We start from the raw sequence: 25,117 nt of genomic DNA, 5'->3' as shown, positions 1-25,117 counted from the left end.
ATCTTGACGGGCGATGAGAATAGCCTGTAAGCAGATACCGGTTCTGCTTACAGGACGCGTAATTCTTCAATAATATTCGGGTTTCTTTCTATCATCATCAATAGCTTTAATGCTGAACCTGAAGGGATCCTCCGATGTTGCTCCCAGCTTTGAACCAATCCCTTGCTAACACCGACGATATCTGCGAACTCTTCTTGTTTCATGCCGGAGGAAAGTCGCAATAATTTTACATCGGGTAAGGGGTGACGGTGAATTTGTTCTGCTTTAGGGCGTGATTCACCTTTTTCAGCCGCGACCATGTAATTCATGCTTTCAACCAGATCATCAAAGAGTTCTTTTTTCATATCGGCACCTCACACAAACTAATGGAATGTTCGCAAACTTATAAATCGAGTTTAGCGGTTATCATTTTCAATACGGTTTTTTCTGATTCAGACAGATCATCTTTTTCATTTTTAGAATAAGCCAACAATAACCAGATGCGACAACGTTGGGCCACAACAAAATAGATAACTCTGATACCACCGCGTTTACCTCGCTGCAAACCACCCCATCGAATTTTTTGATAGCCCCCGGTTTTGCTTATTGTGTCTCCAGACTGAGGATTATTAAGTAGGTAAGTCTGAAATTGTTGAAAGTCATCATCTGACATTAGTTCTGCTCGACGCCGACTAAAAATCGGTGTTTCTACAAACTCAAGGAAATCCATCCTGATAACTCCATGTCATCCTCCATGAATGTAGTACAGGGTACGATTATTTGCTGCTAAAATGAATGCAATTAAGAAGAATTAATTAAATGAAATCCCAGAATGCAAAAAGCCCGCCGAAGCGAGCTTTTCTAAATTTGGCTGGGGTACGAGGATTCGAACCTCGGAATGCTGGAATCAGAATCCAGTGCCTTACCGCTTGGCGATACCCCAAAAGATGGTGGCTACGACGGGAATCGAACCTGTGACCCCAGCATTATGAGTGCTGTGCTCTAACCAGCTGAGCTACGTAGCCATCTTTAAATCTTTAATCTTGAGAAGTTGTATGGCTGGGATACCAGGATTCGAACCTGGGAATGCCAGGATCAAAACCTGGTGCCTTACCGCTTGGCGATATCCCAACTGAAATACAATTCTTTTTTACATGACAACATTCTTGTCTTACAGCTATCCATCAAAAAAAAGATGGCTGGGATACCAGGATTCGAACCTGGGAATGCCAGGATCAAAACCTGGTGCCTTACCGCTTGGCGATATCCCATCCGCTGTGACAAACCGATGAACGAATAATGGTGCGGGAGGCGAGACTTGAACTCGCACACCTTGCGGCGCTAGAACCTAAATCTAGTGCGTCTACCAATTTCGCCACTCCCGCAAAAAGATGGTGGCTACGACGGGAATCGAACCTGTGACCCCAGCATTATGAGTGCTGTGCTCTAACCAGCTGAGCTACGTAGCCATCTTTTTCCGCATTACCTTCATCGGCGTTGCGGGGCGCATTATGCGTATATGGCCGAATTGCGTCAACTAATTTTTTCCCAAAAAAGCGCTGAAAGGGTTCGTTTGTGTGGCTTGTGAACAGTCTGGTGATTAAAGCAGCACTTATGGTGATTAATTGTTGAATTTGCCAGCAAAAAACAAGGCCACCCTAGGGCAGCCTTGAGATTGGACAGTCAATAATAGGCAGACCATCACATTCAATTATTTATAAGCGTCCTGATGCACGCCAACGGCACGGCCAGAAGGGTCATCCATACTTTTGAATGATTCATCCCACTCGATGGCTTTTGCTGATGAACAGGCGACTGATGGGCCACCGGGCACACATTCAGCGGCACTTGGCAGCGGGAACAACTCTTCAAAGATTTCGCGATACAAGTAGCCTTCTTTCGATGATGGCGTGTTGTATGGGAAACGGAAGTGGGCAGTTTCCATCTGTTGATCAGTGACTTGCTCAGCAGCTTTCTCTTTTAGAGTGTCAATCCAGCTATAGCCAACACCATCAGAGAATTGCTCTTTCTGACGCCATGCGACGCTGTGTGGTAGGTAAGATTCAAAACATTCACGCAGGACATGTTTTTCCATTTTGCCATTGCCACACATTTTGTCCTGCGGATTGATACGCATCGCAACATCGAGGAAGTTCTTATCCAGGAAAGGTACGCGGGCCTCAACACCCCAGGCAGACATTGCTTTGTTGGCACGCGCACAGTCATACATGTGCAGGGCCAGCAATTTACGCACGGTCTCTTCATGTAATTCTTTCGCATTTGGCGCTTTGTGGAAATAGAGGTAGCCGCCAAATACTTCGTCTGATCCTTCGCCAGACAGCACCATCTTGATCCCCATCGCTTTGATTTTACGCGACATCAGATACATGGGCGTTGAGGCGCGGATGGTGGTGACATCATAGGTTTCAATGTGATAAATCACATCGCGAATAGCATCCAACCCTTCTTGCACGGTGAAATGAATCTCATGGTGCACGGTACCTAAATGGTTGGCGACTTCTTTCGCAGCACGCAAATCCGGGGAGCCAATCAGACCTACTGCAAAGGAGTGCAGTTGTGGCCACCAGGCTTCACTGCGTTCATCGTCTTCGACACGACGGGCCGCAAATTTTTTGGTGATAGCCGAGATAACGGAAGAGTCCAGACCACCGGACAGCAATACGCCGTAAGGCACGTCAGACATCAAGTGGCTTTTTACCGCTTCTTCTAACGCGTTAGCCAACTGGACTTTGTCAGTTACATTGTCTTTGACGTTGTCGAAATCAAACCAATCGCGATGATAGTATTCGCGAATTTCACCCTCTTTACTCCACAGATAGCTGCCAGCCGGGAACTCTTTAATGGTGCGGCACACTGGCACCAATGCTTTCATCTCTGAAGCCACAAACATGTTGCCGTTTTCATCATGGCCCATATACAGCGGGATAATCCCCAGATGGTCACGGCCAATCAGATAGGCATCTTTCTCTGTGTCGTACAGGACGAAAGCGAACATACCTTGCAGGTCGTCGAGGAATTCAGGCCCTTTCTCCTGATACAACGCCAGAATGACTTCACAGTCTGAGCCTGTTTGGAATGCGTAACGGTCGCCATATTGCTGACGTAATGCCTGATGATTATAGATCTCACCATTAACGGCCAAAATATGCGTGTGGGCCGCATTAAACAGGGGCTGGGCACCGGTATTGACGTCAACGATAGACAAACGTTCGTGGGCGAGAATAGCTTTATCACTTGCCCACACACCAGACCAATCTGGGCCACGGTGGCGCATTAAACGTGACATTTCCAGCGCTTTTTTGCGTAACTCAATGGGGTCGGTTTTAAGGTCGAGGACCCCGAAAATAGAACACATAATAATCTCCCTAACTTCTCTGCTTTGGCGGTGATGATGTTGAATTTGAGTCGTTCATCGCTGGATCTATTTTTTCACACTTGCTTATGAGTGATGCAAGTTATGCCCCATGACGATGCAGTCATCCAAATTATTTCTAAACTAGATGTGAGAAATACATGCAATTTATACGCCAATTCACAGCGCTATTATTTTGGTGCACTGGCGGGTATGGCAATGGGTACCTATACCCAAAGCACTCGACGTTGCAGGTAGGCTGCCAGCGGGTGAGTCACGATGAGCTTACTCAGTCAAGTGATTAGGGTGAGTGACCCCCAGCTAATACCCCTACAGCATCAAGGACGAAGGCTATAAAAGAAAATGCGCCAAAATGGGGCGTAATGGCAAGAAACTTTGGTGCACTGCACTAAAAAAAGGCATAGCGCTAAAAGGGAGGGGGCAAAAAAGAGGCTGGCGGCCATGGCATGACCGCCAACAGAGATTAGATAATATTGATATCAACCACGGAAGAGAAAACATAGTTCGGGCGGAATGGCATGGCTTCAATATCTGTTAGCGTTGAGACACCGGACAGAACTAAAATCGTTTTCAACCCAGCCTGGAAACCGGCCAAAATATCGGTACGCAGGTTATCACCCACAATCACCGTGCTTTCTGAATGGGCATGCATTTTATTCAGCGCCGCGCGAATGATCCACGGGCTGGGCTTACCCACATAAAACGGCTTACGACCGGAGATTTTCTCAATAGGTGCGCACAATGCACCACACGCCGGAGCAAACCCATGACCGTGGCTATCGGGGTTGGTGGCAATAAAACGTGCACCATTGGCGACAAAATAGGCAGCTTTATGCATCATATCCCAGTTATAGGAACGGGTTTCACCGACAATCACAAAATCAGGATTGATATCGGTGATGGTAAAGCCAGCTTTATAGAGTTCGTGCACTAATGCACCTTCACCCACAACATAGGCCTTTTTACCTTCCTGATTGCGCAGGAAGTCGGCAGTTGCCATCGCCGAGGTATAAAAGGCGCTTTCGGGTACGTCCAACCCGGCAGAACTGAAGCGGTTAGCCAGATCCTGCGCGGTTTGTGACGGATAGTTGGTCAGAATAACCAGCGGCATTCCAGCATTTTGAATCCGGGCTAGAAAGTCGTTAGCGCCCGGTATCGCTTTATTATCATGTAACAACACACCATCGATATCACAAATAACGCTTTTAATTGTCATGGTTAAACCCAAATTAATTGGAGTTACAGTTAGGCAGCAAATGAGTGCATCCCGATGTGCTGACGCTGGTCAGTATTCGGGTAAGTGAGAGCAGCAGCCTCAAGTCAGAAGGGTATTATATTACTCATTTTTGCACGGCAATGGTCCACTATAACATGAGCGATAAGGGGTTTACCCCTGCCATAGCCTTATTTGCATCTACGCGTTAGTTTTCCAGCAGGCGTTGCAATAATACGCCGTTCAACATGGCGCGCTTAGCCAGAGCAAAAGCACCGATTGCAGACTGATGATCAAGCTGCGACGTGACGACTGGCAGATTCAGGCGGAAGTTTTTCAATACTTGAGTATTGATGCAGCTCTGAATAGCGGGTAGCAGGATTTTATCGGCTTCAATGATTTCACCCGCAATAACGACTTTTTGCGGATTAAATAAGTTGATGGCGATAGAAATGGCTTTGCCCAGATAGCGGCCCACATGCTCAATCACTTCGCTTGCCAGCAAGTCACCCCGGTTAGCCGCTTTACAGATAGCGCCAATATGGCAATCATCCAGCGTTAATTTGCTTGGGTAGCCCTGAGCGAGCAGGTGGCGCACCCGATTTTCAATTGCTGCATTGGAGGCCACTGTTTCCAGACAGCCAAAGTTACCGCAATAACAGCGCTCACCCAGTGGGTCAATTTGGATATGGCCGATCTCACCCACGTTGCCATTGCTGCCTAAGAATATCTGGCTATTTACGATGATACCCGCACCGGTACCACGGTGCAGACGAACCAAGATGGAGTCTTCGCAGTCACGTGTTGCACCAAAATAGTGCTCTGCCAATGCCAAACTCCGAATATCGTGGCCGACAAAACTGGTGACATTAAAACGATTTTGCAGATTCTCAACTAATGGCCAGTCGCTGACATTGATATGGGGCATATAGCGCACGATACCTTTGCGCGGTTCAACCAAGCCTGGGAGGATAACGGCAATGGCAATCAGCTCACGTAATTTGCGCTGATAGGCTTCAATAAATTGGCTGATAATAGTAAATAGCGCGTGCTCAAGCGTTTCTTGCGTGCGCTCAGGCAGCGAATAATGCTCTTCGCCCAGCGATTTACCACTCATATCAAACAGGGTGATAGTCGCATCATGGCGGCCAAGACGCACCGCAATAGTATGGAACTGGCGGTTTTCTGTCACGATAGAGATAGCACGGCGACCGCCGGTGGAGGCTTGCTGATCAACTTCCTTGATAAGCCCCCGCTCCAGCAGTTGACGCGTAATTTTGGTGACACTGGCGGGGGCGAGCTGGCTGAGATCGGCAATCTGAATGCGCGAAATCGGGCCTTGCTGATCAATAAGCCGGTAAACAACGGCACCATTGAGTTGCTTCACAAGATCCACATTACCAATTTGTGACTGTCCGCCGGTGCTCATCAATAAAATTACTCGCTTATTTTAAAACCTCGTTGCCGTTAACGATGGTTTTAGTGATTTTATAATCGCGGGTAAAGGCAGTCAGGTTGGCTACTTTGCCGACTTCGATACTCCCTAACTGCTTATCCACGCCAATAGCGCGGGCCGCATACAGTGTCGCCATACGCAATGTTTCGTCCAGTGCGATGCCAACGTGTTCAACACTATTTTGTACCGCTTCGATCATCGTCAGTGCTGAACCGCTTAATGTGCCATTCTCATCCACACATAAGCCGTTACGATAGTATATTGTTTTGCCAGCAAAAATAAATTGATCAATTTCAGCACCCGCCGGAGCGGTGGCATCGGTTACCAGTACCAGTTTGTCACCTTTCAGGCGTTTTGCGTTGCGGATATTGGCCCAGTCGACATGCAGGCCATCCGCTATTACCCCGGTGTAGACTTCTGGGGTATCAAAAATAGCCCCGATCAGGCCAGGTTCACGCCCGGTGATGTATGGCATGGCATTATACAGGTGTGTCGCAAAGCGAATACCAGCAGCAAAGCCTTGGCGGGCTTGCTGATAGGTAGCGTTGGAGTGGCCGGCTGAAACCAGAATACCGGCTTCAGTCAACTGGCGGATGTATTTGTCATCGACCATTTCTGGTGCCAGAGTGAATTGGCTAATCACGTCCGCATTTGCGCACAGATAATCAATCATTTCAGCGGTGGGTTTACGAATAAACGCCGGATTATGGGTGCCTTTCTTGAGCGGGCTAAGATATGGCCCCTCCAGATGCAGACCCAACGCTTTATGCTGGTTTTTTTGTAGATATGAACGCATGACATGAACGCCGTGCTTCATAAACTCATCACTGCATGTAATGAGTGTTGGCAGGAAGCTGGTGCAACCTGACTTTTCATTAGCGCGCTGCATGATATCCAACGTCTCTTCGGAGATAGCCTCAAGAGAGTCATTGAATTGCACACCGCCGCAGCCATTTAACTGCACATCAATAAATCCGGGGGCTAGAATGGCGCCGCCCAAATCGCGCACCTCAATATCAGCCGGAAGTTCAGCGGCAGGACAGATACGTTCAATCAATCCATCAGCCACGACAACAGCATGATTATCCAGTACTTCGTGGCTGGTATAAATACGGCCGTGAGTTAAAGCGTACATCTTAGCCCCCTGATGACTATTACAGACCTTTGATATTTTCAGCTTCCAATTCATGGAAGTATTTTACAGTTTTAACCTTCAATTCCATAGTGGAAGGCTCATCACACACCATGATGGCTTTGGCATGCAGTTGCAGGCAACTGATGGTCCACATGTGATTGATGCTCCCTTCAACTGCCGCTTGCAAGGCTTGTGCTTTGCCGTGGCCAGTGACCAGAATCATCACTTCTTCTGCATCCAGCAATGTACCCACACCTACTGTAAGTGCATATTTCGGCACGAGGTTTGCATCACCACCAAAGAAGCGGGAGTTAGCAATGCGGGTTTCTTGGGTCAGGGTTTTGATGCGGGTACGGGATGCCAAAGATGATGCCGGTTCATTAAATGCGATGTGACCGTCAACGCCCACGCCACCCATAAACAGGTTAATTTTGCCGTAAGACTTAATTTTTGCTTCGTAACGACGGCATTCTTCATCGATATCTGGCGCGTTGCCATTTAACAGGTTGATGTTCTCGGCTGGGATATCAACATGATCGAAGAAATTGGAGTGCATGAAGGTGTAGTAGCTTTCAGGATGTTCCTGTGGCAAACCGACATATTCGTCCATGTTGAACGTAACCACGTTTTGAAAACTGACGTCACCGGCTTTGTGCATCGCGACCAGATGTTTGTATGCTTCCATCGGTGTGCCACCGGTTGGCAGACCCAGTACAAACGGGCGCTCAGCGGTTGGTTTAAACGAATTGATACGGCTAACGATATGACGCGCTGCCCATTTACCAACTTCTGTGGTGTTTTTCAGTGGGATAAGTCTCATCTTGCACCTCTTGGATTGCTAATAGTGGCTATACTCTACGCGGTTCGAATCATCCAGCTAAGCGTAACTCAGATTTTGACTCATGCGTTGGTACAATACTTCGTTCATTTTTCGAATGATAAAATAAGTTTTGTATCATGGCTAGTGCATTGGTGCTTTTTCACTAGTTTTTGGTGACATTTATCACAAAATAGGGGGTTTTAATTTGCGTTACGAAATAATTTTTTTACACTCCGCAATGAGTAATACGTACCGTGAATAAATAAAAAGTGTGCCATGCGTTTTTCTAAAAGGTAGTGAGTCAATTAAATAAACTACTTAAAGGGTCCGATAACGGACGAATAGGGGGAAAGGTGAATATTCTTAGTTACTTACAAAAAGTGGGCCGGGCCTTGATGGTCCCAGTGGCCACACTACCAGCCGCCGCGATACTGATGGGCGTAGGCTATTGGATCGACCCGGTAAGCTGGGGGGGTGATAATGCACTGGCGGCATTATTTATCAAATCCGGTGCGGCTATTATCGACAACATGTCCGTGCTGTTCGCAATTGGTGTTGCTTACGGTATGTCAAAAGACAAAGACGGTGCGGCTGCACTGACCGGCTTTGTAGGTTTCCTGGTATTAACCACGCTGTGCTCGCCTGCTGCGGTGTCGATGATTCAAAAGATCCCGGTTGATCAGGTTCCGGCAGCTTTTGGTAAAATCAACAACCAGTTCGTGGGTATCCTGGTGGGTATTATCTCTGCTGAACTGTACAACCGCTTCAGCAGTGTTGAATTGCCAAAAGCACTCTCTTTCTTCAGTGGCCGCCGTCTGGTTCCGATTCTGACGTCCTTCCTGATGATCGTGGTTGCCTTCATTCTGATGTACGTCTGGCCGCTGATTTATAACGCACTGGTGACCTTCGGCGAATACATCAAAGATATGGGGTCAGTAGGGGCGGGTATCTATGCCTTCTTCAACCGCTTGTTGATCCCAGTCGGCCTGCATCATGCTTTGAACTCAGTGTTCTGGTTTGACGTTGCCGGTATTAACGATATTCCTAACTTCCTCGGTGGCCAGCAGTCTATTGATTCTGGTAAAGCCATTGTGGGTATCACTGGTCGTTATCAGGCTGGCTTCTTCCCAATCATGATGTTTGGTTTACCAGGTGCGGCGTTGGCGATTTATCACTGCGCGCGTCCTGAAAATAGAGCGAAAGTGGCAGGTATCATGTTGGCGGGTGCATTCGCAGCCTTCTTCACCGGTATCACCGAACCACTTGAATTCTCCTTCATGTTTGTTGCCCCTGTGCTGTACTTCTTGCACGCCGTGCTGACCGGTATTTCAGTATTCATTGCAGCCAGCATGCATTGGATCGCCGGTTTTGGTTTCAGCGCCGGTTTAGTGGATATGGTGCTCTCTTCTCGCAACCCGCTCGCCACACATTGGTACATGCTGATCCCACAAGGTTTGGTGTTCTTCGCCATTTACTACGTGGTGTTCCGTTTCACCATCCAGAAATTCAACTTGCTGACACCTGGGCGTGAATTGGCCGTTGAAGGCAGTGAAGAAGATGGTTATGACGTCAATGTTGATAACACCCCTGCAGTGAACGAAAGTGAAATCAACGGTCTGGCGCGTCGCTATATTGGTGCTATCGGTGGTTCAGATAACCTGACTGCCATTGATGCCTGCATCACCCGCCTGCGTCTGAACGTAAAAGATTCTGCGCAGGTTAATGACAGTGTTGCCAAGCGCTTAGGTGCGTCAGGTGTCATTCGTCTGAATAAACAAAGTGTGCAAATCATTGTCGGTACCCGCGCAGAATTGATTGCTTCGGCCATGCGTACTGTGCTGGCTGGTGGTTCGGTTCCTGCCGCCAGCAGTTCTGTGGCACCCGCAGACGTTAAGCCTCAGGCGGTTATTAACACCACTAAAACAGCTTCTCTGGTACTGGTTTCGCCTATTACCGGTGATGTTGTCGCACTGGATCAAGTTCCTGATGAAGCTTTTGCCAGCAAAGCAGTGGGTGAGGGTGTTGCCATCCGTCCTACTGATAAAATGGTGGTTTCTCCGGCGAACGGGACTATCGTAAAAATCTTCAATACTGACCATGCATTCTGTCTGGAAACTGAAACCGGTGCAGAAATTGTGGTTCATATCGGGATTGATACGGTAAAACTGAACGGTCAGGGCTTTGCTCGTCTGGTTGACGAAGGGGCCACTGTCGTTGCCGGCCAACCGATATTGGAACTGGACCTGGCTTATCTGAACGCCAATGCGCGCTCAATGATTAGCCCGGTTGTGGTAAGCAATATTGATGATTATGCCGGTATCTCGGTATTGGCAGGCAGCTCTGTTGTGGCCGGTCAAAGCCCGTTGTTTGAGATCCGTGGCAAATAATTGGCTTAAGGCTAATGGTGAAAAGGGACTGCTGTCCTGAATAACCGATTTAACTTTTAGCTGAACCAACGGGAAGAGAGCAATCTCTTCCCGTTTTTTTGTTTTATTTCCTGTAACAAACGGTTGTTTCCAAGTCGGGCTTGTTGGATTATACCTGTCATCTTTCAAGTTGCAGGTGTGTTGGCCGCTCTCATTCACCCGAATCACTTACTTGTGTAAGCTCATCGGGATGAATGAGCCTCATCCTTGAGGCTCACCCTGCGGGCTAGCATAGATGCTATTCAAATCGGTTCCCGACCGATTTGTCTCTCGTTTGCCGCCTTCCTGCATCCTTGAAATCTATTAGGTAAATATGCGGTTATATTTGTTGCGTTTGCATTGAGGAATAGAACAATGAGTGAGGCAGAAGCCCGCCCGAGTAATTTTATCCGTCAGATAATTGACGAAGATTTAGCCAGCGGCAAGCACACGTCGGTTCATACCCGCTTTCCGCCAGAGCCAAATGGCTACCTGCATATTGGTCATGCAAAATCTATTTGCCTGAACTTTGGCATCGCACAAGATTATCAGGGTCAGTGTAATTTGCGTTTCGACGACACCAACCCAGTGAAAGAAGACGTCGAGTTCGTAGAGTCGATTAAACACGACGTAGAGTGGCTAGGCTTCACCTGGAGCGGTGATGTACGTTACTCCTCAGACTATTTCGATCAACTGTACCAATACGCTGTAGAGCTGATTAATAAGGGCCTGGCGTATGTCGATGAGTTAACTGCTGAGCAGATGCGCGAATATCGTGGCACCCTGACGGCTCCGGGGAAAAACAGCCCGTACCGTGATCGCAGTGTGGAAGAGAATCTGGCGCTGTTTGAAAAGATGCGTGCCGGTGGTTTTGCTGAAGGTACAGCTTGTCTGCGTGCCAAAATCGATATGGCGTCACCGTTTATCGTGATGCGTGACCCCGTGCTGTATCGTATTAAGTTTGCCGAACACCATCAGTCAGGTAACAAGTGGTGCATCTACCCGATGTATGACTTTACCCATTGTATTTCTGATGCGATCGAAGGGATCACCCATTCACTCTGTACGCTGGAGTTCCAGGATAACCGCCGCTTGTACGATTGGGTGCTGGATAATATCTCTATCGAATGCCATCCGCGCCAGTATGAATTCTCTCGCCTGAATCTAGAATACGCCATTATGTCTAAGCGTAAGCTGAATCAATTGGTGACCGAGAAAGTCGTGGAAGGTTGGGATGATCCACGTATGCCAACGATTTCTGGTTTGCGTCGCCGTGGTTACACCGCAGGTTCCATTCGTGAGTTCTGCCGCCGTATTGGGGTGACCAAGCAGGATAACAACGTTGAAATGATGTCACTGGAGTCTTGCATCCGTGATGACCTCAACGAACATGCCCCACGAGCCATGGCGGTTCTTGACCCAATCAAGGTGATTATTGAAAATCGGGTGGCCGGGGAAGAGTGGCTGACCATGCCAAATCACCCGAATAACCCGGATATGGGCACTCGTCAGGTTCCTTTCGATAGTGAGCTTTACATCGATCGCGCTGATTTTCGTGAAGAAGCCAATAAACAGTACAAGCGTTTGGTGCTAGGCAAAGAAGTACGTTTGCGTAATGCCTATGTTATCAAAGCTGAACGTGTCGAAAAGGACGCTGAAGGCAATGTGACTACACTTTATTGTAGTTATGACGCAGAAACTTTAAACAAAGACCCGGCTGATGGTCGTAAAGTTAAAGGGGTTATTCATTGGGTTTCTGTTAAACACGCATTGCCAGCAGAAATTCGTCTGTATGACCGTTTGTTTAGCGTACCAAACCCGGCTGCGGCGGAAGACTTCTTGTCTACCATCAATCCTGAGTCGTTGATTATCCGTCAGGGTTTTGTTGAGCCAGGTTTGGCTGCTGCGGTTCCAGAGAAAACCTATCAATTTGAACGTGAAGGTTATTTCTGTGCCGATAGCCGCTATTCACGCCCTGATGCCTTAGTATTTAACCGCACGGTAGGTCTGCGTGATACCTGGGCGGCGAAAGCGTCCAACTAAGTTGTAGCCGCTCACACCAAACAGTATATAGCGTGGCTTAGTCCACGCTTTTTTATGCCCTTAACGCCTTCAAATTTGCTCCTATCGAAGGGTATGCACCAAAATCACATAACCGCGTAAGCTTATCAGGATGGGTCTGGCTATCGGGATGCAATGCCAAATTCTTTGGATATAAAACCGCGTTTGTTTATTTTACTAAACAATCATTAATTCTCTCCTCTTTGCTCCTTCTACATTTTATCCACGGGTCAATGTCGACATATTGCTTCCTTTTTTGGCGATAACGTGGCTGTCTGTAAGTCTTTCTTAAATATTCGCTTTGCAAAATAACCCAGTAATTAACCCTATTTGTTTAGGATAAATCTCGTATTTGCTGAAACCATTCAATATGTCAACGAGAGACGATTTTTGATTAAAAATACGATCTTATTCATTGTTTTTAAAGCTTTTGTGAGCTGTGTAATATTTTTTCACAGTTATGTGCACGTTGTCATACTTTGAATAATTAGCTTTTTTTTTAATTGATAATTCGCGTCGCGAAAAATAGTCTGTGTGGCAGCAGCAATCTACAGAGCGGTTGTTTTTTGCAAGAGAAGTTTTTAGCAGTAACGGCTGGTGGCTATTTCTCCCCAGCAAAAATTTTACCCACTAGGGTTTTTTTTGAGGCTAAACCTGTGAGCTGTGGTGGACACAGGCAACGCACTTTAAATGTGATGTCAAAGAGGAATTTTTTCATATGGTTACGCACGGTGCTAAACGTAAAACGCTGGCGCTCGCAGTCGCGGGTGCATTGTTAGGAACGGGGTTCATAGTAGCCCCTGAGGCCAAGGCTGAAGGTTTTATTGATGATTCGTCACTGACCGGTGGGATTTATTATTGGCAGCGTCAGCGTGACCGTAAAGATTTAACGCCAGGGAGTGCGGAGTACGGCAAGTATGTCGCCAACCTGCATCACTCGACTTTTAATGCCAATCTGGATTTCTCTTCCGGTTATGCGGCTGACATGTTTGGTATTGATCTGGCAGCTTTCGGCGCAGTTGAAATGACCAACAGTGGCCCGGCGGCTCCTAACGAAATTGGTTTCAGTGATGCTAAAACCCGTTGGGATGAGAAATGGACCGGTGATAAGAGTGGCGTCAGTGTTTATAAAGCGGCGGCCAAATTTAAGTTAGGCGATTTCTGGGCGCGTGGTGGTTATATCCAGCCAACAGGTCAGACACTGCTTGCCCCACACTGGAGCTTTATGCCAGGCACTTATCGGGGGGCTGAAGGTGGTGCAAAATTCGATTTTGATACGGCCGGTGCCTTGTCCATGTCTTACATGTGGACCGATGAATATAAAGCACCTTGGTATCAAAATATGTACAACTTCCGTCAGGCTGATGGCAAGACTGGCGTAAGTTACCTGCATTCAATCGGTGCTAAATACGACTTCAAAAACAAACTGGTGATGGAAGCGGCATTCGGCCAGGCGAAAGATTACATGGATCAGTATTTTGCCAAGGCTTCTTACGCCTTCCCGGTGGCGGGCAATGATCTTCGTACTTCTTATCAGTTCTACGGCGCAAAAGATAAAGTTGATGGCGGTGCCAGCAATGTGAACGACGTCTATGACGGATTAGCCTGGTTACAAGCACTGACATTGGGCTACACCACCGGGCCATTTGACTTGCGCCTTGAAGGTACTTGGGCCAAAGCTGACGGTAACCAAGGTTACTTCCTGCAACGTATGACGCCAGGCTACGCGAGCTCTAATGGCCGTTTGGATGTTTGGTGGGATTCCCGCTCTGACTTCAACGCCAACGGCGAAAAAGCGCTGTTTGGTGGCGTAATGTATGACCTGAAAAACTGGAATCTGGCGGGCTGGTCAGTGGGAACCTCCTATGCATATGGCTGGGATGCAAAACCAAGTACTAACCCAATTTATGACCAGAATACGCGCCTGAAAGAATCAGCATGGAACTTTGACGTTCTCTACACCCTGCAAGAAGGCCGGGCGAAAGGCACGCTCTTCAAACTGCATTACACCATGTATGACAACCACACCAATATTCCAAGCTATGGCGGCGGTTTCGGCAACGTATTCCAGGATGAAAAAGACGTTAAATTCATCGTGATTGCACCATTTACCATCTTCTGATGTTAACCACTTTCTGATTGCCATCCCCGGTAACTATACCGGGGAAATACTGGAGCATCCGCCATGAAGAAAACGCTTTTTATCATTGCCACTGTATTGGGACTAAGTGCCTGTGCACCACAAACCCCGGTTCAACCGGAAGATAGCAAACTCAAGCAAGCCTACAGCGCGTGCATCAATGCCAGCGAAGGTTCGCCAGAAAGATTGATACCCTGCAAGGCAGTGTTGAATGTGCTGAAACAAGAGAAAGCACATCAAGCTTTTACGGAGAAAGAGACCGTTCGAGTATTGGATTATCAGCGTTGTATTGACGCGGCACATACCGGTAATGGTCAAGCCTATGACGCACAATGCGGAAAGCTGTGGCAAGAAATACGCAGTAATAATAAGCCAGATAAATAACATCCCAGATAAAAATTATTAGGATAACGGTAATTGAGCTAACAATAACGCTGCTAGCAGCAATACTGTCAATAACCGTTCTGGCAGCAGTTATTAATTACGGATGAGGTTAGTGATGAATAAATTCAAATTAAATACTTTAGCGGCGATAACCGCAACCTTTGGCTTGATGGGATATGCCAATGCTGATACCAACAATCAACAACTTGTAGATCAACTCAGCACATTGAAAGTTAATTATAAATTGTTAGATAACCGTGCTGCTGACAATGGTGTTGATTGTGCCAAATTGGGTGCTGACTGGGCATCCTGTAATAAAGTCATGATTACTCTGACTAACACCGGGGATAAGATAGTCGGTCAGGACTGGGCCATTTATTTCCATAGCATCCGCCAGATTCTAGCGGTTGATAACAGCCAGTTTAAAATTACTCACCTGACGGGTGATCTACATAAAATTGAACCTACCGCCAAATTCACCGGATTCCCCGCCAATCAGGTGGTTGAAATCCCCATTACAGGTGAATACTGGCAGTTGTTTGCCACTGATTTTATGCCGCGCTGGTATGCCACTGCTGGCGATGCAAAACCAAAAGTACTGAAAAATACTGATACCGAAGATATCAATGAATATCTGACACAGTTTACTGGCGATCAGTGGAAACGCACCAAAGATGACCATAACGTGTTGATGACACCGGAATCACGTTTTGTGAAAAATGAAGCGGTTAAGACGTTATCTGCCGCTAGTTTGCGTGGGCAGATAATTCCCACGCCAATGGAGATTAAGGTTCACAAGCAGGATGTGGACCTGAGTAAAGGTGTTGCGCTGGATCTGAGTGTATTGCCAAAACCGGCCGCAGAGGCGGCCCGGCAACGCTTTGAATTACTGGGTCTGAAGGCCAATTCAGCCGGTTTCCCGATAAAAACCGTGATTCAACCGGCTGCTTTTAAGGGGGACTTAGCGGTTTCCGGTGCTTACGAGTTGAACATTGGCGAGAAAGGGGCGCAGGTTATTGGTTTTGATCCGACAGGCGTGTTCTATGGCCTGCAATCTATCCTGTCATTGGTTCCGACTGACGGCACTAAGACTATTGCCACTCTTGAGGCGAAAGATGCGCCACGTTTCGAATACCGTGGTGTCTTCCTCGATGTTGGCCGTAACTTCAAAACCAAAGATGCGGTGCTGCGCTTACTCGATCAGATGTCAGCTTATAAGCTCAACAAATTCCACTTCCATCTGAGTGATGATGAAGGCTGGCGTATTGAAATCCCAGGCTTGCCGGAATTGACTGATGTTGGCAGCAAACGTTGTCACGATTTGACGGAAAATACCTGTTTGTTGCCGCAATTAGGCTCTGGCCCAGACAGCAATAATATGGGTAGCGGCCATTTCACGCGTGATGATTATATTGAGATTCTGAAATATGCCAAAGCACGCCAGATTGATGTGATCCCTGAAATCGACATGCCAGCACACGCCCGTGCAGCCGTAGTGTCGATGGAAGCCCGTTACAACAATCTGATGAAACAGGGCAAAGAAAAAGAAGCTAACGAATTCCGTCTACTTGACCCGACTGATGATTCCAACACCACGTCAGTTCAGTTCTATGAGCGTAAAAGCTATCTCAACCCATGCCTCGATTCCTCTAAGCGTTTTGTCGATAAAGTGATTGGCGAAATGGCGCAGATGCATAAAGAGGCCGGTATGCCACTGACTACCTGGCACTTTGGTGGTGATGAGGCGAAAAACATTCGTTTGGGCGCGGGTTATCAGGACAAAAACGGCCCGATTGAAGCGGGTAAGGGCATTATTGATAAGAGTGTTGAAGATAAACCTTGGGCCAAATCACAGGTTTGTCAGGATATGGTCAAACAAGGCAAGGTGCAGGATGTTGAACATCTTTCCAGCTATTTTGCCATTGAAGTCAGCAAGCTGGTTAATGCGCACGGCATCGAGAAGATGCAGGCGTGGCAGGATGGGCTGAAAGATGCCAAAGACGCCAAAGCTTTTGCGACTAAACGTGTTGGAGTCAACTTCTGGGATACTCTCTTCTGGGGGGGGGCCGACTCAATTAACGATTGGGCTAATAAAGGCTATGAAGTGGTCGCATCAAATCCCGATTATGTCTACTTCGATATGCCATATGAAGTTAACCCGAATGAACGCGGTTACTACTGGGCAACCCGCTTTAATGACGAAGCAAAAGTATTCAGTTTCGCGCCAGACAACATGCCACAGAATGCCGAGACCTCGGTGGACCGCGATGGCAATCACTTCAGCGCCAAAAGTGATAAACCTTGGCCGGGTGTACATGGCATCTCAGGTCAGTCATGGAATGAAACCGTCCGTACTGATGAGCAGATGGAATACATGATCTTCCCTCGCGTGTTGCCATTGGCCGAGCGTGCCTGGCACCGCGCTTCGTGGGAGCAAGATTACAAAGCGGGCCGCGAATACAAAGGTGGTGAGACGCATATGGTTGACACCAAGGCGTTGGACACTGATTGGCAGCGCTTTGCCAATATCATGGGGCAGCGTGAGCTGGCGAAGCTGGATAAAGCCGGTGTGTCATATCGCTTACCAGTCCCAGGTGCTCGGGTTGTGGCAGGGCAGTTGGAAGCCAATATCTCACTGCCGGGCCTGATTATCGAGTATTCAACGGATGGCGGTAAGCAGTGGCAAAAGTATGATGCCAAGGTACAACCTACCGTGAGTGGTGAGGTGATGATTCGCTCCACCAGCCCAGATGGTAAACGTAGTAGTCGTGCTGAGCCGGTTAAAGTCTGACCATTGGTACTATTGAGCTGTGTCTAATGTTATCTCCTGTTTGCTTGATTTTTAGCTAAACAAATTTAAGTGAAGTTGAGTTGATGGTTCTTTCCCCGGCTAGCCCGGGGTTTTTTTTGCTGAAAAATTGATACGGCTCGTTAAATGAGGGGGAGAGGATAAACAGTAAATTTGTCACTACAAAAGGGATACAGATTTTAATAACGGGGTAGACGCCCAAGTCATTGGCGTTGCGGATGGCAGCAGGTGAAGGCACCCAGAGAGTTCGAACACTCTAGCGGCGTTAAGTACGAAGGGCACAAATAAGAACGACCACCTGACTCCCAACCGAGAGATACTCGGGTATAAAATGGGAAAGGTGGCCATCTTGCTGATAGCTTATGTTAGCCAGACAGTGGAACTTATCAATCTGGATTAAACATAAGCGTAATGTATTCAGTGCTTAAAATCTTTATCACATCAATGCGATAACGCGACATTATCTTTTATCGTGTGCCGACTCGTTTTCACGGCAATCGCCGGTCTCACAGTGGCCGTACAGATACAGGCTGTGATTGGTCAGTTTGATACCATGCTGCTTAGCAATTTCACGTTGAAGCGATTCAATGGATTCATTGCTAAACTCAATCACTTTGCCGCAATCCAGGCAGATCAAGTGATCATGATGATGTTGCTGCGTCAGCTCAAAGACTGATTTACCCCCTTCGAAATTGTGGCGGGTAACAATACCGGCATCGTCAAACTGGTTCAGTACGCGGTAAACCGTGGCTAAACCGATCTCTTCACCGATATCGATCAGCTTTTTATAAAGATCTTCCGCGCTGACGTGATGGCACGACGGGTCTTGCAACACTTCCAGAATTTTAAGCCGGGGCAGCGTTACTTTAAGACCTGCATTTTTTAAGGCTTTGTTGTTGTCAGTCATGCGGATTCAGTCCTGTTACTATCGATTCAAATTAAGGCTGTTCAGCCTATGACATCCGTGGCGCAATAATTACAATTGCGTCTCATTATAGAACTGCTAGCCCCAAATGAAAACCGTGGTTGTTAACAAAGATATAATTGCACACTTTGTAAGATTAATCATGCAGTGTATTGATGAATGGGGATAACACATCATTTAAGTGTACAGTGCCGAGGGATAAAGTTACAAACTTGTAGCATTTTATTTTCATTTTGCGCGAATGACGGTGTGGATCTGTGGGCCGCTTAACAAAGCACAATCGGATAGCCAAACGGGTTGTTCACATTGAGTGGGTTACTGAGAGAGAGAAAGCAACGTTATAATAAAGAGTGCAGGTCAAAAGGATAAAAGGCAGCGGAAACGCCCGGCAGTGTTGCACACGACCATCGCGTTTCCGACTCGTTAGCTTAACTGACGATTGTCAGATCAACCCACAATCTCAGAAAGGCTCAGTTCTTCAGTGATCTGTTTTACCCATGCCTCGACACGTTCATTAGTCAGTTCTGGCTGACGGTCTTCATCAATTGCCAGACCAATAAAGTGCTCGTCATCGGCCAGGCCTTTGGACGCTTCGAAGTGGTAGCCAGCCGTTGGCCAGTGACCTACGATTGCCGCACCACGTGGTTCAATAATATCGCGCACGGTACCCATCGCATCACAGAAATACTCAGCGTAGTCTTCCTGATCACCACAACCGAACAGTGCCACTAGCTTGCCGTTGAAATCGATCTCTTCCAGTGTTGGGAAGAAATCATCCCAATCACATTGCGCTTCGCCGTAATACCAGGTTGGGATCCCGATCAGCAGAATATCGAAGCCTTCTAAATCTTCTTTACTGCTTTTGGCAATGTCGTGAACCTCAGCAACATCTTTGCCCAGTTGCTTTTGGATCATCTTGGCAATGTTTTCAGTATTGCCAGTATCGCTGCCAAAGAAAATGCCTACAGTTGCCATATAGCTTAATACCTTTTGAATTCAAATAGTTATGCAAATTACTGAGCGCTTCGCCCAGTATTATAACACATGTATAGGGCGACATAATGCCAGAGAACGCCGTCAGACTTTTATCAAGTTTATGCGATATTTAATTTTTGCCAGTCGCTCAACCTTAGAACGCCATTGCCGATAACCATTGTGTAACTGAATGGTTGCAACTTGCGGTGCCAGGGGGAAAACCGTCAGATGCAAGTCTGGTGGCAAAGGAGTTGTCGTTAGCTGTATGAACGTCCTTTATTGCTTTTCGGTCATCAAATAACACCTAAGTTTCTAACGGTAACTATCCGATATATAAGGGGAACGAACATGCAGTTTTTAAAAAATATTACTATCAGGGTGGCGTTGCTTTGGGTACTTGGCGCATTTTGCCTGCTCTGGGGGGGCGTATCAGCCTATACATTGTTGTCACTCAATCAACTGACACAATCCTCCAACGCAAATAGTGTGTTGGTTGAAAACATGAATCTGGTTAATCAGGGGACGGATCAATATTTCCGTATGGTGACACGCCTTTCTCGGTCAGTAGATTACCGCCAGAACGGTAACATTGCGGATGCAGATAAAGAGTTGAAATCATCCGATGTTGCATTGGAGAACCTCAAGCAAAAGCTGGCAGAATTTAAAGCTATCGATCATGCACAGCTAGATCCCGCTTTAGTCAGCGGCGTGATTGATGGATGGAGTGGATTAATTGAACAAGGCGTTACGCCGCTGTATCAGGCTGCAATGGACAATAACAGCGCCGCTTATCAGGATTTAGCCAAGAAAACGGTACCCGCATTGAGTCGCCAGTATGGTTCAGTCGCTGAAAAGTTTAATCAGGCGGCATCAAAAGCCATTGGGGTGGCTAAAGATCAATTCTCTCATTTGACCAAAGTGAGCAGCATTACACTGATCTCTGCGCTGGTCATCGGTCTATTGATTTTGCTGGCAACGGATCGTTACCTGGTTGCCAATCTGGTGCGCCCATTGGACGATATTCGTAAGCATTTTCTAGTGATTGCTTCTGGCCAACTTGGCCATCCTATTACCGATTTTGGTCGCAACTGTGTTGGGCGATTATTTCCGCTGTTGCGCGATGTACAAACCAGTTTAGTGAATACTGTTCAGGCAATTCGTAGTAGCACCGATGGGATCTATCATGGTGCAGCCGAGATTTCAGCCGGTAATACAGATTTGTCATCTCGTACTGAACAGCAGGCTGCGGCGCTTGAAGAAACGGCGGCTAGCATGGAGCAGTTAACCGCAACGGTAAAACACAATGCTGATAATGCACATCATGCCAGTCAACTGGCGGCCAATGCCTCCGCCACCGCGAAAAAGGGCGGAGTATTGGTAGCCGATGTGGTTAACACCATGAATGAGATTTCAGCCAGTTCGCGGAAAATAGCTGATATTACTACGGTAATTAACAGCATCGCTTTTCAGACTAACATTTTGGCCCTTAACGCGGCCGTTGAAGCTGCCCGTGCCGGTGAGCAAGGTCGTGGCTTTGCCGTGGTCGCCAGTGAGGTGCGTAATCTTGCACAACGCAGTGCACAGGCGGCGAAAGAGATTGATGGTTTGATTAATGAGTCGGTCAGTCGTGTCAGTAGTGGCTCGGCATTAGTAGAAAGTGCCGGTATTACTATGGATGAGATTGTTCGTTCTATCACTAATGTAACGGATTTAATGGGTGAGATAGCCTCTGCGTCCGATGAACAGAGTAAAGGTATTAGCCAGGTCGGGCAGGCGGTGGCAGAAATGGATAGCGTGACACAGCAAAATGCTGCGTTGGTACAGCAAGCCTCCCGTGCGGCAGCCTCGCTAGAAGAACAGGCTACTCAATTAAACCAAGCGGTGGCCGTGTTTAAATTAAAGGCAGATGACGAACGAGCAAAACCGGTGGTGAAAATGCGGGCAAATCAGCGAACCACAGCACCTGCCACCGCCAAAGCGGACAGTAACGCAAACTGGGAAACATTCTAAAAATAGCTAACAGCCGTGTGGCTTCAAGTACGACGGGGATAAAGTAAAAACGGCGTGGCGTAAGTGATTACGCCACGCCGTCGTGGTAACCGATAGGGTTAAAACCCGTCTTGTGAGTGAGCTAATTGAGCCAACAACATTTGTTCAATCAGTTCACTGCGGCTGATGTTACGCTGCTCAGCAAGGCTGTTGAGAGCATCGACGGCATCGGCATTAATCTTCAGTTCCACGCGTCGTAAGCCACGCACTTTGTCGCGCCGTAGTTGATTTCGCTTATTAATCCTAAGCTGCTCATCACGGGATAATGGATTTGTTTTCGGACGCCCAGGGCGGCGTTCATCTGCGAACAGATCCAGCGTTGTGCGGTCCGTTTGTTCTTTTGCCATAGGTAGCGGTACTACAAGGGATTTACATCAGAAAGCGTAACGGAGCCTTGTCTGACGATTCGGTTTACATGTTTCAGGTTGAGAACATAGCTTGAGCGCATTGAATAACCTATATACCAGCAGCCTGAATTTGCATTTGCACCGGTTACGATCCGTGAACAGCGACCGAAGCCCGCAGCAAAATTAGAGCGCGCCATAATACCCCAGCCAACTGAGCAACGACAATGCTTTACTGTGATTAGATTGTGCTAATTCGTTCTTTTTTGCACAATTTTTCCACAGGAAATACATTTTTTTTCCCCAGGGGATGATTTTTAATCAATCCCCATCGTGAGCTGTACTTTTTTTACTCAGTCTCTTTTTCATCAGTGCTGTTTGCATCAATAAAGCGGTGGATCGCCCGCAAGACAGAATCTGGTTTTTCCGCATGAACCCAATGGCCTGTCCCTGCGACTACATAGGCGCGGGCTTGTGGGAATTGACGGGCAATTTCATCACGGTGGCTATCTTGAATATACGGCGACAATTCACCACGAATAAACAAGATCGGATGCGGCCACGGTGGAATGGGTTGCCAACCAACAATATTTTCGTATTGATCCCATAGTGCGGGCACATTAAACCGCCATTCGCCGTTTTGGAATGACTTTAATAAGAACTGAATGACACCTTCTTCTTTTATGTATTCACGCATCAATTGAGCGGCTTCTTGTCGCTGGGTTATACCTGCATTACTCACGGCATTAAGGGCAGTAAAGATCTGGTCGTGGCGGCGGACTTGATAATTAACAGGGGCGACATCAATCGCGACCAGCTTTTCAATACGGTGAGGAGCAATCGCCGTCAGCGCCATTGCCACTTTGCCGCCCATTGAATGGCCGATAATAATGGCTTTCTCTATGGCGAGGTGGTCCAGCAGTTCCAGTACATCTTGCGCCATCGCAGGATAATTCACTTGCGGTGATCGGGGTGATAAACCATGGTCACGCATATCAACCTGAATCACGTTATGATCTTTTTGCAAGTCACGAGCCAAAACACCCAGATTATCCAGATTACCAAATAGCCCATGGATCAGCATGATTGGCAGGGAAGGTGTGGCAGAAAGCGCGTTTTGTAAGCGGAAGTTTAATTTCATAGCGGCGTTCATACGAAGGAATAATGTGGCTAGGATATCATGTCTGAACCAAGGTGTGCTGCTACACAATTATTGGCCTTATCATCAGGCATATGTGGATTACTGCGTTGTGGTGGGCGCGGCGGGCCAGTTATCTCGATAACGCCATGATAACGGTACTCATCAGTGCATGCTGAGAATGAAAAGTCACACCAGGCTCATTGGAGGGTGGGTTTATAATAACGGAAACCACTGCTTAAGTTTATTATCAGTAAAAGATAAATTATCCTACGGTCGGTAATTAAAATACGAGGAAATAATATTTTTTGGGTGGGAATCCTGATTGTGGGATATTTCCTACAATATTAATTCTTTATTTATTATATGTATTTAAAGTGACGATAAAAATATTGAAAATAACGTTTTTACAGGCATAATGCGCACAATCTATTTTATATTTATCTACCCAAAATATTGGGGAAGGGCCTCCTCGTGTCACGTCCTTGTTATTTCATATTAATAGCTGGCATATTATCGCCAGCATTGACTATTCCGTTATCCAGTGTTGGCGCGGAATTAGCCCCTGTTCAACAGAGTATTCACCAACAGGAACGGCAACGGGCATTGGAAGAGCGCCTGGCCCCCGCAACACCGGATGTGCGCTTATCGGCACCGGCGGCCTCTTGGGGCCGGATTGTCTTTCCGGTTGAGAAACCTTGCTTCGTTATTGACCGCGTTACCCTCAGCGGCACCGAGCCTCTACCCCGCTGGTTGCCTCTGCAACGCCTCGCCAATCAGGCACAAGGCCAGTGTTTGGGCGGGCAGGGCATTAATCTGCTGATGAGCCAATTGCAAAACCGCCTGATCGACCACGGTTATGTCACTACCCGGGTGCTGGCCCCGCAGCAGGACTTAAACAGCGGCACGCTGGCGTTACACGTAGTGCCCGGCAAAATACGCAGCGTAGAGCTGACGCCCGACAGTGACCGCCATGTCACGCTGTTCAGCGCCTTCCCCGCCCGCCCCGGTAACCTGTTGGATTTGCGTGATATCGAGCAAGGACTGGAGAACCTGCAGCGCGTCCCCACCGTGCAAGCCAGTATGGAATTGATCCCCGGCTCCGCACCCGGTGAGACCGACATCGCCCTGAGCTGGCAGCAGCGCAAAATGTGGCGGCTGGCGGCCTCACTGGATGACTCCGGCACCCGCAGTACCGGCCGTTATCAAGGTGGCGCGACCCTGTTTCTCGATAACCCGCTTTCGCTGAGTGACCTGTTTTATGTCTCGGCTGGCGGTTCAATAAAGAATCGCGGCGAGAAAGGCACCAATAACCTGACTGGCCACTACTCGCTGCCATTCGGTTACTGGACGGCGGGCATCACCGCCAGCAGCTATGACTATCACCAGACGGTGGCGGGCCTGAATGGTGATATCCGATACCGGGGTGACAGTGAGAATGTGACGCTGCAACTCAGCCGCCTGCTGCACCGCAATGCCAGCCAGAAAACCACCTTTACTTACGATGTGCTGACCCGTTCGTCAAAAAACTATATCAATGACACCGAAATTGAAGTGCAGCGCCGCCGTACCTCAGCCTGGCGCGTTGGCCTGCAACACCGCCACTTTATCTCGCAGGCCACGCTGGATGCCGGTGTCAGCTACCAGCGCGGCACCCGCTGGTTGGGTGCGGTGCCGGCACAGGAAGAGTACGCCGGTGAAGCCACTGCCCTGAGCAAAATTCTGCGTTTGAATGCGCAACTGGATATTCCTTTTGCGGTTGCGGCGCAAAATTTCCATTACAACCTGCAATACCAGCGGCAAAGCACCCACACGCCACTGACACCACAGGATCAGTTCGCCATCGGTGGCCGCTGGTCGGTGCGCGTAATGCGGGTGAAATAGGCGCGT

General features: G+C 47.8%; 17 protein-coding genes, 6 tRNA genes and 1 pseudogene. 7 read left to right on the top strand and 17 right to left on the bottom strand.

Translation table 11 applies throughout. The annotated features are described in order from the left end of the window. Positions 1-47: 47 nt before the first annotated feature. The 13 genes from A6J67_RS19130 to nagB all read right to left on the bottom strand — a co-directional run bounded on the left by A6J67_RS19130 (position 48) and on the right by nagB (position 7,997). Positions 48-344: a helix-turn-helix domain-containing protein gene (locus A6J67_RS19130; RefSeq protein WP_042569385.1), complete on the bottom strand. Its 297-nt coding sequence runs from the start codon at positions 342-344 to the stop codon at positions 48-50. A 38-nt stretch (positions 345-382) separates the two neighbouring features. Continuing rightward, the gene (locus A6J67_RS19125) at positions 383-709 is read right to left on the bottom strand and encodes a type II toxin-antitoxin system RelE/ParE family toxin (protein WP_050297771.1); all 327 of its coding nucleotides are present in this window, start codon (positions 707-709) and stop codon (positions 383-385) included. Positions 710-847: 138 nt separating this feature from the next. Continuing rightward, positions 848-922 (bottom strand) — tRNA-Gln (locus tag A6J67_RS19120). A 5-nt stretch (positions 923-927) separates the two neighbouring features. Beyond that, a tRNA-Met gene (locus tag A6J67_RS19115) sits at positions 928-1,004 on the bottom strand. Between the two features lie 31 nt (positions 1,005-1,035). Beyond that, positions 1,036-1,110, bottom strand: a tRNA-Gln gene (locus tag A6J67_RS19110). A 65-nt stretch (positions 1,111-1,175) separates the two neighbouring features. Further along, positions 1,176-1,250, bottom strand: a tRNA-Gln gene (locus A6J67_RS19105). 29 nt (positions 1,251-1,279) lie between these two features. Then, positions 1,280-1,364: transfer RNA gene (locus tag A6J67_RS19100), tRNA-Leu, on the bottom strand. A gap of 7 nt (positions 1,365-1,371) precedes the next feature. Next, positions 1,372-1,448: transfer RNA gene (locus A6J67_RS19095), tRNA-Met, on the bottom strand. Between the two features lie 242 nt (positions 1,449-1,690). Beyond that, positions 1,691-3,355 carry an asparagine synthase B gene (gene asnB, locus A6J67_RS19090; RefSeq protein ID WP_050297770.1) on the bottom strand — a complete coding sequence of 555 codons (1,665 nt, stop codon included), beginning with the start codon at positions 3,353-3,355 and terminating at the stop codon, positions 1,691-1,693. 481 nt (positions 3,356-3,836) lie between these two features. After that, positions 3,837-4,589 (bottom strand): HAD-IIA family hydrolase, encoded by a 753-nt coding sequence (locus tag A6J67_RS19080; RefSeq protein WP_032908027.1) that lies wholly within the window; start codon positions 4,587-4,589, stop codon positions 3,837-3,839. A gap of 205 nt (positions 4,590-4,794) precedes the next feature. Further along, positions 4,795-6,015, bottom strand: coding sequence for a DNA-binding transcriptional regulator NagC (gene nagC, locus A6J67_RS19075; RefSeq protein ID WP_005193279.1), 1,221 nt, complete (start codon positions 6,013-6,015; stop codon positions 4,795-4,797). A 16-nt stretch (positions 6,016-6,031) separates the two neighbouring features. Then, the gene (gene nagA / locus A6J67_RS19070) at positions 6,032-7,177 is read right to left on the bottom strand and encodes an N-acetylglucosamine-6-phosphate deacetylase (RefSeq protein WP_042569387.1); all 1,146 of its coding nucleotides are present in this window, start codon (positions 7,175-7,177) and stop codon (positions 6,032-6,034) included. Between the two features lie 19 nt (positions 7,178-7,196). Further along, the gene (nagB, locus tag A6J67_RS19065; protein ID WP_005193281.1) at positions 7,197-7,997 is read right to left on the bottom strand and encodes a glucosamine-6-phosphate deaminase; all 801 of its coding nucleotides are present in this window, start codon (positions 7,995-7,997) and stop codon (positions 7,197-7,199) included. 353 nt (positions 7,998-8,350) lie between these two features. Here nagB and nagE point away from each other — a divergent pair, with 353 nt between their 5' ends. The 5 genes from nagE (at position 8,351) to A6J67_RS19040 (ending at position 17,778) form a co-directional block, all read left to right on the top strand. Next, complete coding sequence (gene nagE / locus A6J67_RS19060; RefSeq protein WP_005193282.1) at positions 8,351-10,384, top strand: N-acetylglucosamine-specific PTS transporter subunit IIBC; 2,034 nt, start codon at positions 8,351-8,353, stop codon at positions 10,382-10,384. Between the two features lie 393 nt (positions 10,385-10,777). After that, positions 10,778-12,445 (top strand): glutamine--tRNA ligase, encoded by a 1,668-nt coding sequence (gene glnS / locus A6J67_RS19055; protein WP_005193231.1) that lies wholly within the window; start codon positions 10,778-10,780, stop codon positions 12,443-12,445. 736 nt (positions 12,446-13,181) lie between these two features. Beyond that, positions 13,182-14,585 carry a chitoporin ChiP gene (chiP, locus tag A6J67_RS19050; protein ID WP_042569388.1) on the top strand — a complete coding sequence of 468 codons (1,404 nt, stop codon included), beginning with the start codon at positions 13,182-13,184 and terminating at the stop codon, positions 14,583-14,585. Between the two features lie 63 nt (positions 14,586-14,648). Then, on the top strand, positions 14,649-14,987 hold the full coding sequence (chiQ, locus tag A6J67_RS19045) for a ChiQ/YbfN family lipoprotein (RefSeq protein ID WP_005193237.1): 339 nt from the start codon (positions 14,649-14,651) through the stop codon (positions 14,985-14,987). Between the two features lie 115 nt (positions 14,988-15,102). After that, a complete protein-coding gene (locus A6J67_RS19040) occupies positions 15,103-17,778 on the top strand; it encodes a family 20 glycosylhydrolase (RefSeq protein WP_050297769.1) in 2,676 nt (891 codons plus the stop codon). A 478-nt stretch (positions 17,779-18,256) separates the two neighbouring features. Here A6J67_RS19040 and fur read toward each other — a convergent pair whose 3' ends face one another. Both fur and fldA read right to left on the bottom strand, forming a co-directional pair. Continuing rightward, positions 18,257-18,703: a ferric iron uptake transcriptional regulator gene (fur, locus tag A6J67_RS19035; RefSeq protein ID WP_005193245.1), complete on the bottom strand. Its 447-nt coding sequence runs from the start codon at positions 18,701-18,703 to the stop codon at positions 18,257-18,259. Positions 18,704-19,168: 465 nt separating this feature from the next. After that, positions 19,169-19,696 carry a flavodoxin FldA gene (fldA, locus tag A6J67_RS19030; RefSeq protein WP_005193246.1) on the bottom strand — a complete coding sequence of 176 codons (528 nt, stop codon included), beginning with the start codon at positions 19,694-19,696 and terminating at the stop codon, positions 19,169-19,171. Positions 19,697-20,044: 348 nt separating this feature from the next. Between fldA and A6J67_RS19025 the strand changes: the two genes are divergently transcribed. Further along, on the top strand, positions 20,045-21,706 hold the full coding sequence (locus A6J67_RS19025; RefSeq protein WP_005193248.1) for a methyl-accepting chemotaxis protein: 1,662 nt from the start codon (positions 20,045-20,047) through the stop codon (positions 21,704-21,706). Positions 21,707-21,804: 98 nt separating this feature from the next. Here the strand turns inward: A6J67_RS19025 and ybfE are convergent, their stop codons facing one another. Together ybfE and ybfF are read right to left on the bottom strand one after the other, a co-directional pair. Continuing rightward, on the bottom strand, positions 21,805-22,092 hold the full coding sequence (gene ybfE / locus A6J67_RS19020; protein WP_005193249.1) for a LexA regulated protein: 288 nt from the start codon (positions 22,090-22,092) through the stop codon (positions 21,805-21,807). 346 nt (positions 22,093-22,438) lie between these two features. After that, a complete protein-coding gene (ybfF, locus tag A6J67_RS19010; RefSeq protein WP_005193250.1) occupies positions 22,439-23,230 on the bottom strand; it encodes an esterase in 792 nt (263 codons plus the stop codon). Between the two features lie 471 nt (positions 23,231-23,701). On the opposite strand from ybfF, the pseudogene A6J67_RS19005 reads away from it, so the two are divergent. Beyond that, positions 23,702-25,093: pseudogene (locus A6J67_RS19005) on the top strand (ShlB/FhaC/HecB family hemolysin secretion/activation protein); the annotation flags it as partial. Positions 25,094-25,117: the final 24 nt, after the last annotated feature.

The sequence above is a fragment of the Yersinia sp. FDAARGOS_228 genome (assembly GCF_002073315.2).
Lineage (GTDB): Bacteria > Pseudomonadota > Gammaproteobacteria > Enterobacterales > Enterobacteriaceae > Yersinia > Yersinia intermedia.
Note: the sequence above shows the minus strand (reverse complement) of the source record. Positions and strands in the feature narration are given on the sequence as shown.

Excerpts from the sequence above, each read along its gene's own strand:
- A6J67_RS19130 (WP_042569385.1), bottom strand. The coding sequence starts at position 344 with ATGAAAAAAGAACTCTTTGATGATCTGGTTGAAAGCATGAATTACATG.
- A6J67_RS19125 (WP_050297771.1), bottom strand. The coding sequence starts at position 709 with ATGGATTTCCTTGAGTTTGTAGAAACACCGATTTTTAGTCGGCGTCGA.
- asnB (WP_050297770.1), bottom strand. The coding sequence starts at position 3,355 with ATGTGTTCTATTTTCGGGGTCCTCGACCTTAAAACCGACCCCATTGAG.
- A6J67_RS19080 (WP_032908027.1), bottom strand. The coding sequence starts at position 4,589 with ATGACAATTAAAAGCGTTATTTGTGATATCGATGGTGTGTTGTTACAT.
- nagC (WP_005193279.1), bottom strand. The coding sequence starts at position 6,015 with ATGAGCACCGGCGGACAGTCACAAATTGGTAATGTGGATCTTGTGAAG.
- nagA (WP_042569387.1), bottom strand. The coding sequence starts at position 7,177 with ATGTACGCTTTAACTCACGGCCGTATTTATACCAGCCACGAAGTACTG.
- nagB (WP_005193281.1), bottom strand. The coding sequence starts at position 7,997 with ATGAGACTTATCCCACTGAAAAACACCACAGAAGTTGGTAAATGGGCA.
- glnS (WP_005193231.1), top strand. The coding sequence starts at position 10,778 with ATGAGTGAGGCAGAAGCCCGCCCGAGTAATTTTATCCGTCAGATAATT.
- chiP (WP_042569388.1), top strand. The coding sequence starts at position 13,182 with ATGGTTACGCACGGTGCTAAACGTAAAACGCTGGCGCTCGCAGTCGCG.
- chiQ (WP_005193237.1), top strand. The coding sequence starts at position 14,649 with ATGAAGAAAACGCTTTTTATCATTGCCACTGTATTGGGACTAAGTGCC.
- A6J67_RS19040 (WP_050297769.1), top strand. The coding sequence starts at position 15,103 with ATGAATAAATTCAAATTAAATACTTTAGCGGCGATAACCGCAACCTTT.
- fur (WP_005193245.1), bottom strand. The coding sequence starts at position 18,703 with ATGACTGACAACAACAAAGCCTTAAAAAATGCAGGTCTTAAAGTAACG.
- fldA (WP_005193246.1), bottom strand. The coding sequence starts at position 19,696 with ATGGCAACTGTAGGCATTTTCTTTGGCAGCGATACTGGCAATACTGAA.
- A6J67_RS19025 (WP_005193248.1), top strand. The coding sequence starts at position 20,045 with ATGCAGTTTTTAAAAAATATTACTATCAGGGTGGCGTTGCTTTGGGTA.
- ybfE (WP_005193249.1), bottom strand. The coding sequence starts at position 22,092 with ATGGCAAAAGAACAAACGGACCGCACAACGCTGGATCTGTTCGCAGAT.
- ybfF (WP_005193250.1), bottom strand. The coding sequence starts at position 23,230 with ATGAAATTAAACTTCCGCTTACAAAACGCGCTTTCTGCCACACCTTCC.